This window comes from Sinomonas susongensis, assembly GCF_005877005.1.
Taxonomy (GTDB): Bacteria; Actinomycetota; Actinomycetes; order Actinomycetales; family Micrococcaceae; genus Sinomonas; species Sinomonas susongensis.
In genome coordinates this window covers 133,356-148,818 of sequence record NZ_SSNH01000006.1, presented here as the reverse complement: position 1 = coordinate 148,818, position 15,463 = coordinate 133,356, and the positions used below count along the sequence as shown (strand labels likewise).

Below are 15,463 nucleotides of genomic sequence, written 5' to 3'. Positions count from 1 at the left end.
ATCCGAACGAGTGAAGACGCGCATCTATCCGAAGGAAGGCTGAGATGGCCGCACAGAATGTTGCCGAGTTCCTGCTCGAGCGGCTGAGGGCGTGGGACGTCGAGACGGTGTTCGGCTACCCCGGGGATGGCATCAACGGCATCGTGACCGCGCTCGGCAAGGGCGAGGGCCCGCGATTGATCCAGGCGCGGCACGAGGAGATGGCTGCCTTCGAAGCCGTCGGCTATGCGAAGTTCACCGGCAGAGTGGGCGTGTGCATGGCGACCTCCGGCCCCGGCGCGATCCATCTGCTCAACGGCCTCTACGACGCCAAGCTCGACCACGTGCCCGTCGTCGCGATCGTCGGGCAGGCCGCTAGGACGTCCATCGGCGGATCATTCCAGCAGGAAGTCGATCTGCCGACGCTCTTCAAGGACGTCGCGTCCGACTACGTCCAGCTCGCCAGCGTCCCCGAGCAGCTTCCCAACGTCATCGACCGGGCGATCCGGGTGGCGTGCGCACGCCGAGCTCCGACCGCCGTCATCATCCCGGCCGATGTCCAGGAGCTCGAGTACTCGGCCCCAACCCATGCCATGAAGATGGTGCCCTCGAGCCTCGGCATCGAGTGGCCCGACGTCCAGCCCAATATGGACGCGATCCGGCGGGCCGCGGACGTGCTCAACGAGGGCAAGAAGGTCGCGATGCTCATCGGCCAGGGCGCACGGCATGCGGCCGCCGAAGTCCAGCAGGTCGCCGAGCTCCTCGGCGCCGGGGTCGCGAAGGCGCTCCTCGGCAAGGACGCCCTGCCCGACACGCTCCCCTACGTGACGGGCTCGATCGGGCTCCTCGGCACGAGGCCGAGCTACGAGCTCATGCGGGACTGCGACACCCTCCTCACAGTCGGTTCGAGCTTCCCGTACGCGAACTACTTCCCGGAGCCCGGCCAGGCGCGCGGCGTGCAGATCGACGTCGACCCGACCATGGTCGGCCTCCGGTACCCGTACGAGGTCAACATTGTGGCCGACGCCGGGGCCGCACTTCGGGCCCTCATCCCGCTCCTCGTGCGCAAGGAGGACAGGGGCTGGCGGAACGACATCGAGGAGAAGGTGTCGAGGTGGTGGGAGACCATGCACGACGAGGCCCTCGTCGAGGCCGACCCGGTCAACCCCCTCCGCGTGTTCTCGGAGTTCTCCGAGCGCCTGCCCGCGAGCGCGATCGTCGCCGCGGATTCCGGCAGCGCCGCCAACTGGTACGCGCGGCAGCTCCGGTTCCCCTCCGGCGTCCGTGGGAGCCTCTCCGGCAACCTCGCGACCATGGGACCGGCCGTCCCCTACGCCATCGGCGCCAAGTTCGGGAACCCGGGCCGTCCCGTCATCGCCTTCGAGGGGGACGGCGCAATGCAGATGAACGGCCTCGCCGAGCTCATCACCATCTCGCGCTACTGGGAGGAGTGGGAAGATCCGCGGCTCGTCGTCGTCGTGCTCCACAACAACGACCTCAACCAAGTGACGTGGGAGCTGCGTGCCTTCAGCGGCTCGCCGACGGTCTCCATGACCCAGTCGATCCCGGAGGTCGACTATGCAGGCTTCGCCGCGAGCCTGGGCCTCGGCGCCGTCTCGGTCGATAATCCCGATGCTCTCGGCCCCGCGTGGGACGAGGCCCTCACGGCGTCACGGCCCACGGTGCTCGACGTCCGCACCGATCCGAACGTCCCGCCCATCCCGCCGCACGCGACCTTCGAGCAGGCGGTCAATGCCGCCAAGAGCGTCATCCATGGCGACCCGAACCGGTGGGGCTACATCAAGGAAGGCCTCAAGACCAAGGCGCAGGAACTTCTCCCGGGGCACCGGAAGTGAGCGAGCCGGCCTCTCCCGGGGAGGTCTCGCCGGTCACCGCGGTCCGCGCGTCCGCCTACACCGTCCCCACCGATGGGCCGGAAGGGGACGGGACGTTCGCGTGGGACTCCACCACGATCGTCGTCGTTCATGCCGAGGCGGCCGGTGAGACGGGAATCGGATACACCTATGGGCCAAAGGCCCTCGTCGGCATGGTGTCCGAACTGCTCGAACCGGCCGTCCGCGGGACCGATGCCTTCTCCGTCCGGGCGAGCGCCGAGGCGATGGCGCGCGCGCTCCGAAATGCAGGGCAGTCGGGTGCGGGCTCCTACGCGGCGTCCGCCGTCGACTGCGCGCTCTGGGACCTCGCAGCGCGGCTCGCGGGCCTGCCGCTTCACCAGTTCCTCGGGGCTGCCCGCTCCGAAGTTCCCGTCTACGGGAGCGGCGGGTTCACAACGTATTCGTACGAACGGCTCACGGAACAGCTCGTGGGCTGGGTCCTCGGGCAGGGCATCCCGCGCGCGAAGATCAAGATCGGCCAGGACCGTGGCGAGGACGAGACGCGCGACATCGAACGCATGCTCATCGCGCGCGAGGCCGTTGGACCGGACGCCGAGCTGTTCGTCGACGCTAACGGCGCGTATTCGGCGAAACAGGCCGTCCGCGTTGCCCAGGCGGCGCGCGAGGCAGCGTTCACCTGGTTCGAGGAGCCGGTTTCGAGCGAGGACCTCGCGGGGCTCCGGTTCGTGCGCGAGTCCGTTGCCGCGGATGTCGCAGCCGGCGAGTATCTCACGCGTCCCGCCGACGTCGAGCGCATGTGCGCGTCGGGCGCCGTCGACTGCCTTCAGGCCGACGTGACCCGTTGCGGGGGCATCACGGGGTGGCTGCGTGCAGCGGCTGTCGCGGACGCCCACGGAATCGGCTTCTCCGGTCACTGCGCACCCGCGATCACGGCCTCGGTCGCAGCCGCGGCGCCGCGGCTGCGACACCTCGAGTGGTTCCACGACCACGTCCGGCTCGAGAAGATGCTCTTCGAGGGGACGCTCGACCCCAAGGGCGGGACGATCACCCCGGACACAGAACGACCCGGCAACGGCCTCGAGCTCCGCACTGCGGACGCCGAGCGCTACCGGGTCGCCTGACTCAACTACTCAACTTGCTCGCGACAAGCCCAACGGCTCACCCCGCGTCGAAACGCTCGGCGTCGTCGTCGGAATCACCAGCGGGCGCCCCGCCGTGGCCCATGCTGCCGCCCTCGGGGTGGCGCCCGGCCTCCACGATGGCCTCGCTCACCTCAGTGGGCCTTTCGTACGTGCGCTCTGGGATGCCCTCGACGGCGCGGACGACGTTGCTGTCGGCGCCGTTGTCCTTCGCGGCGGAGACGAGTGCCTGCTTGTCCGCGGGGTAGTCGACCCCTTGGAGGAACTTCTGGATCTGGATCGGGTTGACGGTGTCGGTCATGACCTTCCTTCGCTCCGGTTTCGATACTGCGCTTCTCGGTGCTGCGCGTCCTGCAGGTTCTGGTCCTCTTCGGTCTGCACGTGGGAGCCGGTGCTCCCCTCGGCCCGACGGGTGTCCGACGTCGGCTCGAGGTTCGGATCCTGCCCACCGGCGTCGGCGACGTCCGCCCCTCGCCGGTCCGAGCGGTCCCGTCGGAGCTCCGAGCGGTCGGCGTCGGTGCCGTCGTCCCGGTTCCGCCTCCTGCCGTGGTCCTCGACGTCGGGGTCGAGCTCGTCGGCGCGCCGGCGCTGCTCTTCGACGTGTTCACGCCCCTCGCGCGCGGCGCCGGCCTTCTCTTCGGCCTCGCGGCGGAGGCGTTCGGCCTCGACCTGGGCCTTCTCGGCCCGGGCACGCGCCTCCAGCCCTTGGGCCTCGCGCTCGCGGACGTCGAGCTCGTGCTGAGCCGCCTCGTCCCGCATGCTTCTCGCGCGATCCCTCATCTGCTCGTTGCGGCGCGCGGTGCGCCGACGAGTCATCGTCAGCACCACGACGATCACCGCGATGAACACGACGATCGCCACGATGAGCCACACGATCTGAGTGGTGTCCACGGAACCCTCCTCGGTCAGGTACCAGCCCACTACCCGGCCTAGGCGCCTCTAACCAGCGCCTCCCGTCAGGGGGACGACGCCGACGGCTCCCCCTCCGCTGTCTCCGTCACCGCACGACGGATCTCGAGAGCGACACCGAGAGGGTCCTCGTGGCTCCAGAAGCGGAGCACTCGCCACCCGCGCGCGGTGAGCTCCGCCGTCGTCTCCGCGTCTCGTTCGCGGTTGCGTGCGATCTTGGGACGCCAGTAGTCGACGTTCCGCTTGGGCTCGATGTAGTGCTCAGGGCAGCCGTGCCAGTAGCAGCCGTCGATGAACACGGCGACCCGTGCTCGCGTGAAGACGAGGTCGGCGGTGCGCCGAAGTTCGCGCACGGGGCGGGCCGCGACGCGGTACCGGAGGCCCATTGCATGGACGGCGCGACGGACGAGGAGCTCGGGTGCGGTATCGCGGGAGCGGTTGCCGAGCATCGTCTTCCGGATGGCGGGCGTCGAGGCCCACGAGAGGACGACGTCGGGCTCCTCGCTCATGCGAGCAGCCTACGCCCCGAGCTGCCTCGGGACACTCCGCTCCAAGCGCGTCCAGCCGCCGCCGCCCGAGGAATGAGACTTGGGGGAGGCGACGGCTGGACGAGGACGTTCTGGATCAGAGCCGACCTGTGATCAGGCGAAGTCGCTCACTGCGGGGTCGGGGCCGATGCGGCCCTCGGCGCCCTTGTCGAGCTGCGCGATGGCTGCGAGGTCCTCGGAGTCGAGGCTCACGCCGAGCGAGGCCCAGTTCTGCGCGATGCGCTCCTTCGTGACCGACTTCGGGATCACGACGTTGCCGAGTGCGAGGTGCCAGGCGATGACGACCTGCGGGACGGTCGCGCCGTGCTTGTCGGCGATCGCCTTGAGGGCGGGATCCTCGAGGAGGTCCTTGCCCTGGCCGAGCGGCGACCACGACTCGTGGAGGATGCCGCTCGAGGACTCGAACGCACGAAGCTCGGACTGGGGGAAGTACGGGTGGGTCTCGACCTGGTTGATGACCGGGAGGACGCCCGTCTCGCGCTCGATCTCCTGCATCGCCTCGACCGTGAAGTTGGAGACGCCGATCGAGCGGACGCGGCCCTCCGCATGGAGCTTGACGAGCTCCTGCCACGTCTCGACGTACTTGCCCTGCTTCGGCTGGAGCCAGTGGATGAGGTAGAGGTCGATGTACTCGAGGCCGAGCTTGTCGAGCGACGCCTCGAATGCCGGCCCGACCTTGCCGGCGCCCTGGTCCGCGTTCCAGAGCTTGGTGGTGATGAAGAGGTCTTCGCGTGCCAGGCCGGAAGAGGCGATCGCGCGGCCCACGCCCGCTTCGTTGCCGTAGATCGCGGCGGTGTCGATGTGGCGGTAGCCGGCCTCGAACGCCTCGCCGACCACGCGCTCCGCGACAGCGTCCTCGACCTGCCAGACGCCGTAGCCGAGCTGGGGGATCTGGTTCCCGTCGTGGAAAGTGAGCACAGGGGATGTCAGGGAATCGGTAGAAGCCATGTCCTCATCCTGCCATCGGCGCAACCGGTAGCGGGTGGAGTTTCCGAAGTTGCCACGCGACTTCGCGAATCGCGAACGGGGGAATATTTCAGGCAGCGACGTACTGCTCTGCGAGCTCTACCTGCTCGAGCACGGATGCCGCGCGTCGCTGCACGGAGAGGGCCCCGACGGGCACAGGTCCTACTGCGAGGCTCAGCATCGCGGCCGCTTCCGCGGTCGTCGCGAGGGCATTCCCGGCCTTGGAGAGAGCACGGTGGACCGGAGCAAGGTCGCCCGGCACGTCGAAACCGTCGCTCGGTGAACGCTGCTGGCACGCCACGCACACGGCGCGCACGCGCGGGAGGAGGTCGGAAAGCGCGTCGGCGATGACCACGAGCTCCGCGTAGAGCCCATCGTCCTCGACTCCCTCGAGAACCTGGTGGTACCGGTCGAGCCCACGCTGGAAGCGGTCGTGCGCGCGCCGCCACAGGCCCTTGCCGAGCTCCGCATCGTCGCGGCGTCCGCGAAGAACGTTGCCGAGAACTCCCACCAGGGGGCTCAGAGGTATTGGCCCGGGCCGTGTTCCGGGCGGTCGGTGCGCGGGCGCTCAGGCTCGATGGGGCCGGGGGTGCGCTGCGGCTCGCCGTTCTCTCCGATCACGACGCCGGGCGCGATCATGGTGCCGGGCGGGAGCTGCCGGAGCTGGACCTGCGCCGCGGCGAGCTGGTGGGCTGCCTGCTGGGCGGCGATGGCCGTCTGGATCCCGTGGAAGAGCCCCTCGAGCCAGCCGACGAGCTGGGCCTGCGCGACCCGGAGCTCGGACTCCGAGGGCACGGCCTCGTCCGAGAACGGCAGGGAGATGCGGTGTAGTTCATCGACGAGCTCGGGGGCAAGGCCGTTTTCGAGCTCCTGGATGGAGCGATCGTGGATCTCGGCGAGGCGCGTTCGGGCGGCTTCGTCGAGCGGGGCCCCCTTCACCTCTTCGAGCAGCTGCCGGATCATCGTCCCGATCCGCATGACCTTCGCGGGCTCGTCGACGAGTTCCTGGACGCTCGCACGCCGGGGGCGCTCGGGTTGTTCGTCATGGTGACCCGCGCCCTCGCCCGCGCGACCGTTGGACCGCCCGCCGTCGATGGTGGTCCCGACGAATGCGTCGTCGTCGTGCGGCCCGCCGTTCGGCGCCGAGCTCCCGTGCGCTTCACTCATGTCGCCCATCCTCTCATGTGGCTCCGCGCCGCTGGGTGGCCTGTCCTTCGCGGGAAGCGAACGGCTACATCGTGAGGAGGACCTTGCCCACGTGCTCGCCGGAGTCGAAGTACTCGTGCGCCTTCTGGACGTCTTCGAGGGGAAAGGTCCGGTCCACGAGGGGTTTGATGCGTCCGTCTGCGATGAGCGGCCAGACCTGCTCGCGCACCGCGGACATGATGACGCCCTTCTCCTTGACGGGCCGCGGCCGCAGCGCGGTTCCGATGATCGCCGCGCGCTTGTTGACGAGGAGACCGAGGTTGAGCTCGGCCTTCGCACCCCCTTGGAGGCCGATCACCACGAGCCGCCCATACGGGGCGAGCGCCTCGACGTTCCGTTCGAGGTACTTCGCGCCGACGACGTCGAGGATCACGTCCGCGCCGCGGCCGTCCGTCGCATCGCGGACCGCCTCGACGAAGTCCTGCTCCCGGTAGTTGATCGCGACGTCGACGCCGAGGAAGGCCCGCGCAGTGCTGACCTTCTCGTCGCTTCCCGCGGTCGCGGCGACGCGCGCCCCGAAGGCCTTCGCCATCTGGACGCCCATGGTGCCGATCCCGCCCGTCGCCCCGTGGATCAGGACGAGCTCGCCGGGCTGGAGCTGCGCCGTCATCATGAGGTTCGAGTAAACGGTCGCCGCGGTCTCGGGAAGGCTCGCCGCGGTGACGAGGTCCACTCCCTCGGGGATGCGCAGCACCTGCTCGGCGGGCACCGCGACCTTCTGCGCGTACCCCCCGCCCGACAGGAGCGCGACGACCTTGTCCCCCGCAGAGAAGGGACGGACGACGTCGGGGCCGAACGCCGAGATGCGGCCGGAGACTTCGAGGCCCGGCACCTCGGAGGCACCCGGAGGCGGCGGGTAGAAGCCGCGGCGCTGCTGGACGTCAGCCCGGTTGATGCCGGCGGCCACGACGTCGATGAGCACCTCGCCCGGTCCCGGCAGAGGGTCCTCGACCTCGCGGACCTGCAGGGCTTCAGGGCCGCCGGGCTCGGCGATGTACACGGCCTTCATGCTTCCTCCCGGGGCATCCGGCATCGGTTCCGGATGCCGTCGGTTTCGTCAAGTCTGGTGCCTATGAAACACTACTAGGCACGAGGAAGGTTGTCCGAGCGGCCTATGGAGCTGGTCTTGAAAACCAGTGTGCGGTCACCCCGTACCAAGGGTTCAAATCCCTTACCTTCCGCAGCATCGTCTCCCGGGACGTGAACGGCACCCCTGGTCTTCCGACCGGGGGTGCCGTTCGTTTTGCCTGCTCATTGGCGTGGCGCGGACGAGCGTTCGATCGTGGCCTTGAAAGTGTCGGTGGCCGCTTATAGCGTCGGCAGAGTCAGGAGCGCGACGAATCCACCCACGCAGAACCAATCGCAAGGAGCATCCATGCCCAAGCCCGATCTCACCCCGGGAGCCCCCTGCTGGGCCGACCTCATGACGAGTGACCTCGAGAAGGCCAAGTCCTTCTACGGCGAACTCTTCGGCTGGACTTTCGAGGGCAGCGACCCCGACAAGTACGGCGGCTACACGACCGCGTTCAAGGACGGAGAGCAGGTCGCCGGCATCATGCCGAAGATGCCCGACCAGGACACGATGCCCGACGTCTGGACCGTCTACCTGCTCACCGAGGACATCACGAAGACCGCGGGCAAGGTCCAGGAGAACGGCGGGCAGGTCTTCATGCCGCCGATGGAAGTCCCCGAGCAGGGGCACATGGCGATGTTCGGCGACGCCGGCGGGGCGGCTTTCGGCGGCTGGCAGCCCGGCGGCCACACGGGCTTCGGGAAGCTCGCGGAGCCGGGCTCGCCCGTCTGGTTCGAGGTGCTCTCCCGCGCTTACCCGCAGACGGTGAAGTTCTACCAGGACGTGCTCGGATGGGAGACCGAGACGATGAGCGACACCCCGGAGTTCCGGTACACGACCCTCGGCGCCGGACGTGAGGCGAAGGCCGGTGTCATGGACGCGGACGGCATCCTCCCCGAGGGCGTTCCGTCGAACTGGCAGATCTACTGGGGAGTCGAGAACACGGATGCGGCCGTCGAGGCCGCCCAGCGGCTCGGGGGCCAGATCGTCCGGAACGCGGAGGACACCCCGTTCGGCCGCATCGCCACGCTCACCGATCCGCTCGGCGCCGTCTTCCTCATTCACCAGGACCTCTCGCAGGCCTCAGCGGAGGGTCAGGCCTAGCCCGAAGCGAACGGACCTTCCGAGGATGGCCGCCGCCTAGATCCCCAGAATGTCCTTCGCCGCCGCGTCCGCGTCGCGCAGCGTCCGCTGGGCACTCGGGTAGGGGGCACCGTCGTTCGCTTCCCCAGGCGCCCCGAAAGGATGCGCCTCGGCCGCGATCGCGGTGCCCCACTGGACGGCGGAGAGCTGCAGCCCGAGGACGTAAAGGCCGCGGACAGGCTGGCCGTTCACGTCGAGGGGCCGGTAGGGCGGCATGGTCACGTCGAGACCGCTGGCCGGCCTGGGCACGCCGTCCGCGCCGGCGACGTATCTGGGGCGCGCCAGCCCGTCCGCGAGGAGCCCCTCCAGCAGGGGCGAATCGGCGGCGCCCACGACATTCGCCGGGGCGAGGGCCTCGACCATTGCGGCCGCGTAGACGGGCGGCCCTCCGACCCAGGGCGATTCCGCGACGAAGCAGCCCGCCCCCCGGTCCACGCGAAAACGGGGCTCGGGTCCGACCGTGCTCAGCACGCCCGCACGGATGAGTGCGGCGAGCTGGCGGATGCGCAAGGGCGGGGGCCCGCTCGCGAGCCCCTCGACGAGCCCCTCGAACCAGCCGCGCAGGCCCGAGACCCACGATTCCTCCGTGATGCCCCCATCGGCGACCGCCTCCTTGAGCACGGCCCGCCCGCGGTGCAGGGCGGCGATCGCCATCTTGACGGGGTCGTCCTCTCCACGCGCCGACCCTGCCGCGTCGTCGTCGAGATAGGTGAGGACGCGGGCGTCGAGGTCTTCGCGCCGGGCGAAGTGGTGGCCCGCGAGCGGGGCACCGAGGCCGCGCAGGTCGAGGCGGAGCCCGTCACGGATGGCGCCTTCGACGACAGCCTCGGCCCGTTCCTCCCACGTCGGCCCCGGGACGGCGAGCGCGGCGTCGAGCGCATCGAGAAACCCCGGCGCGACCTCGTCGGGCGTGGTGCGCGCGAGCGTCGAGTAGTAAGCCCAGAGCGTGTCGCGGTGGAGGAGCGGCCAGAGGTCCGCGTCGAACGACGGCGTGAGCCCCGCCTCCCGAGGGGCGAGCGCGGCGGCCCGGGTGAGCCAGCGCAGGCGGACGCTGGGCGCGTAGTAGGCGCCGAGTTCGACCTTGCCCCGGTACGGCACGCCCCGTCGGGAAGCGGCAACGAGGCGCGGTTCGCGGCCCGATGCCACGTACTCCAACTGGCCGTTCGGCCGCTCCTTGAATCGCCCGCCGCGTCCCTCGGTCAGGCGGACCATGACGTCGAAGAAGTTGAGGCCCATCCCGCGCACGAGGACCGTGCTTCCGCTCGGGAGCGCGTCCCAGTCGACGTCGGCCGGGGCGGCGGGCGGGAGGTAGGTCAGGCCGAGCCGGGCTGCCGCCTCGGCGAGCGCGCGCTGCGTCTGGTTCAGCTTCGAGGGCACGTGGCCGAGTGCCAGGACAACCGCGTCCGCCTCGCGGGCGCGGCCGTCGCGGGTCGTGAGGGCCCATCCGTGGGGGGTGCGGCCGAGGCGGGTCACCTCTTCGCGGAGGTGGTCGACCCGCGCGCCGAGCGGGGCCGCCTCGACGACCGCAGCGAACGTGTCGGCCAGGTAGCGGCCGTACAGTGCGCGCGGGGGGAAGTCGGAGTGCCCGAGGACGGCGAGCTCCGCGGCCTCCTCGGGGCTGAGGCCGGTCGCGTTCTCCTCTGCGAGTCCGGTCTTGCGCGCCTCTCGCCAGTCGTCGAAGCTGCCGCCGGCGAGTGGCTTGGCCAGCCCCGGCTCCGAAGGGATGAGCGTCGGGAAGAAGCACGGCGTGTTCATGAGGAACTCGCGGGGCTGCTCCGTCCGCCAGACCCGTCCCGGCCCGGCTACGAACGGCTCGTAAACGGTGACCTCGAGCTCCCGGGGCCGGTCCGCGCCGGCCCCCACACGCGGCTCCGCAGCCGACCAGTTCGCGAGGAGGCGCTCGACGGCGGAGGCACCGCGCGGGCCGCCGCCGACGACGGCGACGCGCAGCCGCGCTCGTGCACCTCCCGGAATCATCCTCCGAGCTTAACCCGGCGGCCCACAGCGCCCTCCGCGTCACAGGTGACGCATAGCGCATGCCCCTTGCGCTGTCGGCGCCCCGTGCGAGGATGAGCAGCATGACGGATCCGGCGCAGACCCTCACTCCTGTCCCCAGGGAACCCGTGGACGAGAACCTCTGGCTCGAGGACATTCACGGGACCGAGCAGCTCGACTGGGTGCGCGAGCAGAACGCGCGGACCGAGGACCTCCTGGAGACCGGCGACTACCCCGAACTCGAGGCCGAGATCCTCGAGGTGATGGACTCCCAGGACCGCATCCCGATGGTCACCAAGCGAGGTGACTGGTACTACAACTTCTGGCGGGACGCTCAGAATCCCAAGGGGCTCTGGCGGCGCACCCGCTGGGAGAGCTATGTGACGGACTCACCGGAGTGGGAGATCCTGCTCGACGTCGACGCGCTCGCGGAGCGCGAGGGCACGGAGTGGGTGTGGGGCGGTGCAAGCTTCCTCCGCCCGGCCGACGGGAAGTCCTGGCGGCGCTGCATGGTGCGGCTCTCCCCCGATGGCGGCGACGCGTCAGCGCTGCGCGAGTACGACGTCGACGAGCGGGCCTTCGTGTCCCCGGAGGACGGCGGCTTCTCGTTGCCGGCCGCCAAGGGCGGGGCGGACTGGCTCGATGCCGAGACCCTCATTGTCTCGTCGACGCTGGGCCCCGACGCGGTCACGACGTCCTCGTACCCACGGATCGTACGCAAGCTCCCGCGCGGCGTGGCGCTCGACGATGCCGAGGTGATCTTCGAGGTGCCCGCCGACCATCTCATGGCGAGCGGCGGATTCGACGACACTCCCGGATTCGAGCGGCTGCTCGCGAGCGATCGGATCAGCTTCTTCGACGTCCAGCATTCGGTGTGGCGCGACGGCGGGTGGCAGCAGATTCCCGTCCCCACCGACGTCGACATCGACGTGCATCGTGAATGGATCCTGTTCCGACCGCAGCGCGACTGGGAGCTCGACGGCGCCGTCCACCGTGCCGGGTCGCTGCTCGCCGCCGGCTTCGAGGCCTTCATGGGCGGCTCCAAAGAGCTCACGCTGCTCTTCTCCCCCGACGCGCACACGTCCCTTCAGTCCTGGAGCTGGACGCGCAACCATCTCCTCGTGAACCTGCTCCGCGACGTGTCCTCGGAGATCCGCGTCCTGACCCCGCCCGCCTCGGGATCGGCTGAATGGTCCGCCGCCGAGCTCGACGCGTGCCCACCGCTCCACCTCGTGGAGAGCTACGCGGTCGACGACGAGGACCCCGAGGCCGGCGACGACTACTGGCTCATCGCGACGGGATTCCTCACGCCGACGACGCTCCTCCGCGGCACCATCGGCGGGGGCAACGACCAAGTCAAGAGGGCGCCGTCGTTCTTCGACGAGAGCCGCTTAACCGTCGAGCAGCACTTCGCCACTTCGGAGGACGGCACGCAGGTCCCGTACTTCCAGGTCGGGCCGAAGGACCTCGAGCTCGATGGATCCCACCCGACACAGCTGAGCGGGTACGGCGGCTTCGAGATCTCACGCACCCCCGCCTACAGCGGGATAATCGGTCGGGCGTGGCTCGAGCGGGGCGGCGTGTACGTCGTGGCGAACATCCGGGGCGGCGGGGAATACGGTCCGGCCTGGCATCAGGCCGCGCTCAAGGAGAACCGCCACCGGGCGTACGAGGACTTCGCCGCGGTGGCACGCGACCTGGTCCGCCGCGACGTGACCTCCCCCGCGCACCTCGGCTGTACGGGTGGGTCGAACGGCGGCCTGCTCGTGGGGAACATGCTCGTGAGCTATCCCGAGCTCTTCGGCGCGATCTCGTGTGGCGTGCCGCTGCTGGACATGCGGCGCTACACGAAGCTCTCGGCGGGTACGTCATGGATCGCGGAGTACGGCGACCCAGACGTGCCCGAGCAGTGGGAGTTCATCAAGACGTTCTCGCCGTACCACCTGCTGCGCGACGGGGTCGACTACCCCGACACGTTCATCTGGACCGCGACGTCCGACGATCGCGTGGGGCCCGTGCAGGCACGCAAGATGGCGGCGCGGATGCTGGCGATGGGAATTCCGAACGTCTGGTACCACGAGGCGCTAGAGGGCGGCCACGCCGGCGCCTCAGACAACCGCCAGGCGGCGGCCCTCCAAGCGAGGAGCCAAGCATTCCTGTGGAGGTCGCTGGGCGCGTAGGCGGATCGCGGAAGAACCACTGAGTCGGAATGAATCGAGACTTCCGTACTCTGAGGCTTCCCTCCGAGGCCCTGCCCAACGAGAGCGCAATCGAGGAAAAGTAGAACGCCCCCGGCTCAAAGACCGGGGGCGTTCACACGGCGGAGACGGGGGGATTTGAACCCCCGGTCCAAGTTTCCCCGGACCCTTCATTAGCAGTGAAGTCCATTCGGCCGCTCTGGCACGTCTCCTTGCTATCGCTAGCTCCCCAAGGGTACCCAGAACCGGCGGACGGACGCAAAGCGGAACCGCGAGCCGGCGCCGGCTTACCCGGCCTGCCCGAGTGCGAGCGGCAGCACGGGCCCGGCACCGGTCAGGCGCAACAGCCGACCAGCCACGGTGAGCGACCATCTGCTGTCCACGAGATCGTCGACAAGCAACACGGAAGCGCCCCCGATCCCTGCGACAGCAGCCTCAAGCTCGGGGCCGACGTCGAACGCGAACCACACCCCGGCGAGCCGGAACGCGGAGTTCCCCCCCGCCTGGCCCGGCCTCGCCGAAGCCGTCCGGGACAGTGCCCCGAGGTATTGCAGCCGCCCCGCCTCGGCGATACCGCGGGCGAGCGACTCAACGAGCAGAGGGCGCGTGGCAGATGGCATCGCGACCACGCCTGCGGGCCTCCCGACGCCGCTCCACGGCCCCGCCGAGCCGTCCCCCCGAGCCCATCCCGCGAGGAGCTCGACGACGGCGGGCCGCAGCCCGGCATGCACCTCGCCGTCGGACGCCGACGGCGCGAACAGCTCACGCAGCGCTCCCCCATAGCCGAGGTCGGTGAGGCGGGCGAGGACACGACCCTCCGAAAGCTGCTCGCCCGCGGGAATGCGGCCCTTGGCTGGAACGCCGAGCTTGTCCATGCCACTCGGCCACTGCGCGCGCGGCTCAATGGGAACACCGGCGTGACGGAGCTGCTCCCCTGCCCGCTCGAGCACCCCCGGGTCGACGTCGGCGGGAAACCAGCGGCCCGCGCAGTTGTCGCACCGGCCGCAGGGAGCAGCGGTCTCGTCGTCGAGCTGGGTCGTGACGAACTCCATGCGGCACGCGGTCGTCTCCTCGTACGCGACCATCGCGGCCTGCTCCGCCTCCCGCGCCGCGGCGATGCGCCGGTACCGCTCGCCGTCGTACTCCCAGGGCGCGCCCGTCGATCGCCATCCGCCGCCAACCCGCTCGACAGCGCCGTCCACCGCGAGCACCTTGAGCAGGAGGTCCAGCTGCGTGCGCCGCAGTTCGACCTGCGCCTCGAGCGCAACCGTCGAGAGTGGGCCGCTGGCGGCCGCGAGCGCGTCGAGGACCGCGTGGGCCTTGGACCGATCGGGCATCGATGTGGTCGCGAAATAGCGCCAGATCTCCCGATCCTCCGATCCGGGCAGGAGGAGCACGTCGGCGTGCGCGGCCCCGCGGCCCGCGCGCCCGACCTGCTGGTAGTAGGCGACCGGAGACGACGGTGCACCCAGGTGCACGACGAAACCGAGGTCCGGCTTGTCGAACCCCATGCCGAGAGCGGACGTAGCGACGAGGGCCTTGACCGCGTTGCCCTTGAGCAGGCGCTCGGCCTCTTCCCGCTCGCCGGTGTCGGTCTTGCCCGTGTACGCGAGGACGCGATAGCCCGCCTCGGCGAGGAGCCGGGCGGTGTCCTCCGCAGCCGAGACGGTGAGGGTGTAGATGATGCCGCTTCCCGGCAGGTCGCCGAGGTGCTGGAGGAGCCACGCAAGCCGATGCCCGGCCTCGGGCATCCGCAGGACGCCGAGGCGCAGCGAGTCTCGGCCGAGCGGGCCGCGCAGCGTCAGCACGTCCGCCCCGAGCTGCTCCTCGACGTCCGCGACGACGCGCGCGTTCGCTGTCGCGGTCGTTGCAAGCACGGGCACCGACGGTGGTAGCTCGTCGATGAGCGCCGCGATGCGGCGGTAGTCGGGCCGGAAGTCGTGCCCCCAGTCGGAGATGCAGTGGGCCTCGTCCACCACAAGCAGCCCGGTTCGCGCCAGGAGCTCGGGCAGCTGCTGTTCGCGGAACGCCGGGTTGGTGAGCCGCTCGGGCGAGATGAGGACGACGTCGGCCGCATCCGCGGCGAGCGCGGCGTGCACTTCGTCCCAATCGAGCCGGTTGGCCGAGTTGATGGCCACCGCGCGCACCCCGGCTCGCGCAGCCGCCTCGACTTGGTCCCGCATGAGTGCGAGGAGCGGGGACACGATGAGTGTCGGGCCCGCGCCGCGGGCCCGGAGGAGGAGCGACGCGACGAAGTACACCGCCGACTTGCCCCACCCCGTGCGCTGGACGACGAGCGTCCGACGGCGATGCGCCACGAGCGCTTCGATGGCCTCGAACTGCCCCGGATGGAAGGCTGCGTCGTCACGGCCCACGAGCTTGCGGAGCATCTCGAGAGCCTGCGCATGCAGCTCGCCGGAGGCGGGGGCACCGCTGTCAGAAAACGTCATAG

General features: G+C 70.1%; 13 protein-coding genes and 2 tRNA genes. 5 read left to right on the top strand and 10 right to left on the bottom strand.

The window, feature by feature from the left end; all coding sequences use genetic code 11:
• Nucleotides 1-44 precede the first annotated feature (44 nt).
• Both E6A21_RS09910 and E6A21_RS09905 read left to right on the top strand, forming a co-directional pair.
• Complete coding sequence (locus E6A21_RS09910) at nt 45-1,835, top strand: thiamine pyrophosphate-requiring protein (protein ID WP_138443982.1); 1,791 nt, start codon at nt 45-47, stop codon at nt 1,833-1,835.
• Nucleotides 1,832-2,956, top strand: coding sequence for an enolase C-terminal domain-like protein (locus tag E6A21_RS09905; protein ID WP_138443981.1), 1,125 nt, complete (start codon nt 1,832-1,834; stop codon nt 2,954-2,956). Before E6A21_RS09910 ends, E6A21_RS09905 begins: the two co-directional genes overlap by 4 nt.
• A 37-nt stretch (nt 2,957-2,993) precedes the next feature.
• Here the strand turns inward: E6A21_RS09905 and E6A21_RS09900 are convergent, their stop codons facing one another.
• From E6A21_RS09900 to E6A21_RS09870, 7 genes are all read right to left on the bottom strand, one after another.
• Complete coding sequence (locus E6A21_RS09900; protein WP_138443980.1) at nt 2,994-3,275, bottom strand: DUF2795 domain-containing protein; 282 nt, start codon at nt 3,273-3,275, stop codon at nt 2,994-2,996.
• Nucleotides 3,272-3,865: a hypothetical protein gene (locus E6A21_RS09895; RefSeq protein ID WP_138443979.1), complete on the bottom strand. Its 594-nt coding sequence runs from the start codon at nt 3,863-3,865 to the stop codon at nt 3,272-3,274. The genes E6A21_RS09900 and E6A21_RS09895 overlap by 4 nt, the downstream gene beginning before the upstream one ends.
• Nucleotides 3,866-3,930: 65 nt before the next feature.
• Nucleotides 3,931-4,392, bottom strand: a complete 462-nt coding sequence (locus tag E6A21_RS09890; RefSeq protein WP_138443978.1) for a very short patch repair endonuclease — start codon at nt 4,390-4,392, stop codon at nt 3,931-3,933.
• Between the two features lie 132 nt (nt 4,393-4,524).
• Nucleotides 4,525-5,379 (bottom strand): aldo/keto reductase, encoded by an 855-nt coding sequence (locus tag E6A21_RS09885; RefSeq protein WP_138443977.1) that lies wholly within the window; start codon nt 5,377-5,379, stop codon nt 4,525-4,527.
• A gap of 88 nt (nt 5,380-5,467) precedes the next feature.
• A complete protein-coding gene (locus E6A21_RS09880; RefSeq protein ID WP_138443976.1) occupies nt 5,468-5,908 on the bottom strand; it encodes a hypothetical protein in 441 nt (146 codons plus the stop codon).
• Nucleotides 5,909-5,916: 8 nt separating this feature from the next.
• Complete coding sequence (locus E6A21_RS09875; RefSeq protein ID WP_425471538.1) at nt 5,917-6,573, bottom strand: bacterial proteasome activator family protein; 657 nt, start codon at nt 6,571-6,573, stop codon at nt 5,917-5,919.
• 55 nt (nt 6,574-6,628) lie between these two features.
• Entirely contained in the window at nt 6,629-7,612 is a 984-nt protein-coding gene (locus tag E6A21_RS09870; protein WP_138443974.1) for an NAD(P)H-quinone oxidoreductase, read from the bottom strand.
• Between the two features lie 84 nt (nt 7,613-7,696).
• Here E6A21_RS09870 and E6A21_RS09865 point away from each other — a divergent pair.
• Nucleotides 7,697-7,784, top strand: a tRNA-Ser gene (locus tag E6A21_RS09865).
• Between the two features lie 194 nt (nt 7,785-7,978).
• Nucleotides 7,979-8,779: a VOC family protein gene (locus tag E6A21_RS09860; protein ID WP_138443973.1), complete on the top strand. Its 801-nt coding sequence runs from the start codon at nt 7,979-7,981 to the stop codon at nt 8,777-8,779.
• Nucleotides 8,780-8,815: 36 nt separating this feature from the next.
• Here the strand turns inward: E6A21_RS09860 and E6A21_RS09855 are convergent, their stop codons facing one another.
• Nucleotides 8,816-10,795, bottom strand: a complete 1,980-nt coding sequence (locus tag E6A21_RS09855; protein WP_138443972.1) for an FAD/NAD(P)-binding protein — start codon at nt 10,793-10,795, stop codon at nt 8,816-8,818.
• 101 nt (nt 10,796-10,896) lie between these two features.
• Here E6A21_RS09855 and E6A21_RS09850 point away from each other — a divergent pair, with 101 nt between their 5' ends.
• Nucleotides 10,897-12,993, top strand: a complete 2,097-nt coding sequence (locus E6A21_RS09850; RefSeq protein WP_246036337.1) for a prolyl oligopeptidase family serine peptidase — start codon at nt 10,897-10,899, stop codon at nt 12,991-12,993.
• A gap of 141 nt (nt 12,994-13,134) precedes the next feature.
• Here E6A21_RS09850 and E6A21_RS09845 read toward each other — a convergent pair.
• A tRNA-Ser gene (locus tag E6A21_RS09845) sits at nt 13,135-13,223 on the bottom strand.
• A 75-nt stretch (nt 13,224-13,298) separates the two neighbouring features.
• Nucleotides 13,299-15,461, bottom strand: a complete 2,163-nt coding sequence (locus E6A21_RS09840; protein WP_246036336.1) for a DEAD/DEAH box helicase — start codon at nt 15,459-15,461, stop codon at nt 13,299-13,301.
• Nucleotides 15,462-15,463 lie beyond the last annotated feature (2 nt).

Coding starts and splice junctions, on each gene's coding strand:
- E6A21_RS09900 (WP_138443980.1), bottom strand. CDS start 3,275: ATGACCGACACCGTCAACCCGATCCAGATCCAGAAGTTCCTCCAAGGG.
- E6A21_RS09885 (WP_138443977.1), bottom strand. CDS start 5,379: ATGGCTTCTACCGATTCCCTGACATCCCCTGTGCTCACTTTCCACGAC.
- E6A21_RS09875 (WP_425471538.1), bottom strand. CDS start 6,573: ATGGGCGACATGAGTGAAGCGCACGGGAGCTCGGCGCCGAACGGCGGG.
- E6A21_RS09890 (WP_138443978.1), bottom strand. CDS start 4,392: ATGAGCGAGGAGCCCGACGTCGTCCTCTCGTGGGCCTCGACGCCCGCC.
- E6A21_RS09870 (WP_138443974.1), bottom strand. CDS start 7,612: ATGAAGGCCGTGTACATCGCCGAGCCCGGCGGCCCTGAAGCCCTGCAG.
- E6A21_RS09910 (WP_138443982.1), top strand. CDS start 45: ATGGCCGCACAGAATGTTGCCGAGTTCCTGCTCGAGCGGCTGAGGGCG.
- E6A21_RS09860 (WP_138443973.1), top strand. CDS start 7,979: ATGCCCAAGCCCGATCTCACCCCGGGAGCCCCCTGCTGGGCCGACCTC.
- E6A21_RS09840 (WP_246036336.1), bottom strand. CDS start 15,461: ATGACGTTTTCTGACAGCGGTGCCCCCGCCTCCGGCGAGCTGCATGCG.
- E6A21_RS09850 (WP_246036337.1), top strand. CDS start 10,897: ATGACGGATCCGGCGCAGACCCTCACTCCTGTCCCCAGGGAACCCGTG.
- E6A21_RS09855 (WP_138443972.1), bottom strand. CDS start 10,795: ATGATTCCGGGAGGTGCACGAGCGCGGCTGCGCGTCGCCGTCGTCGGC.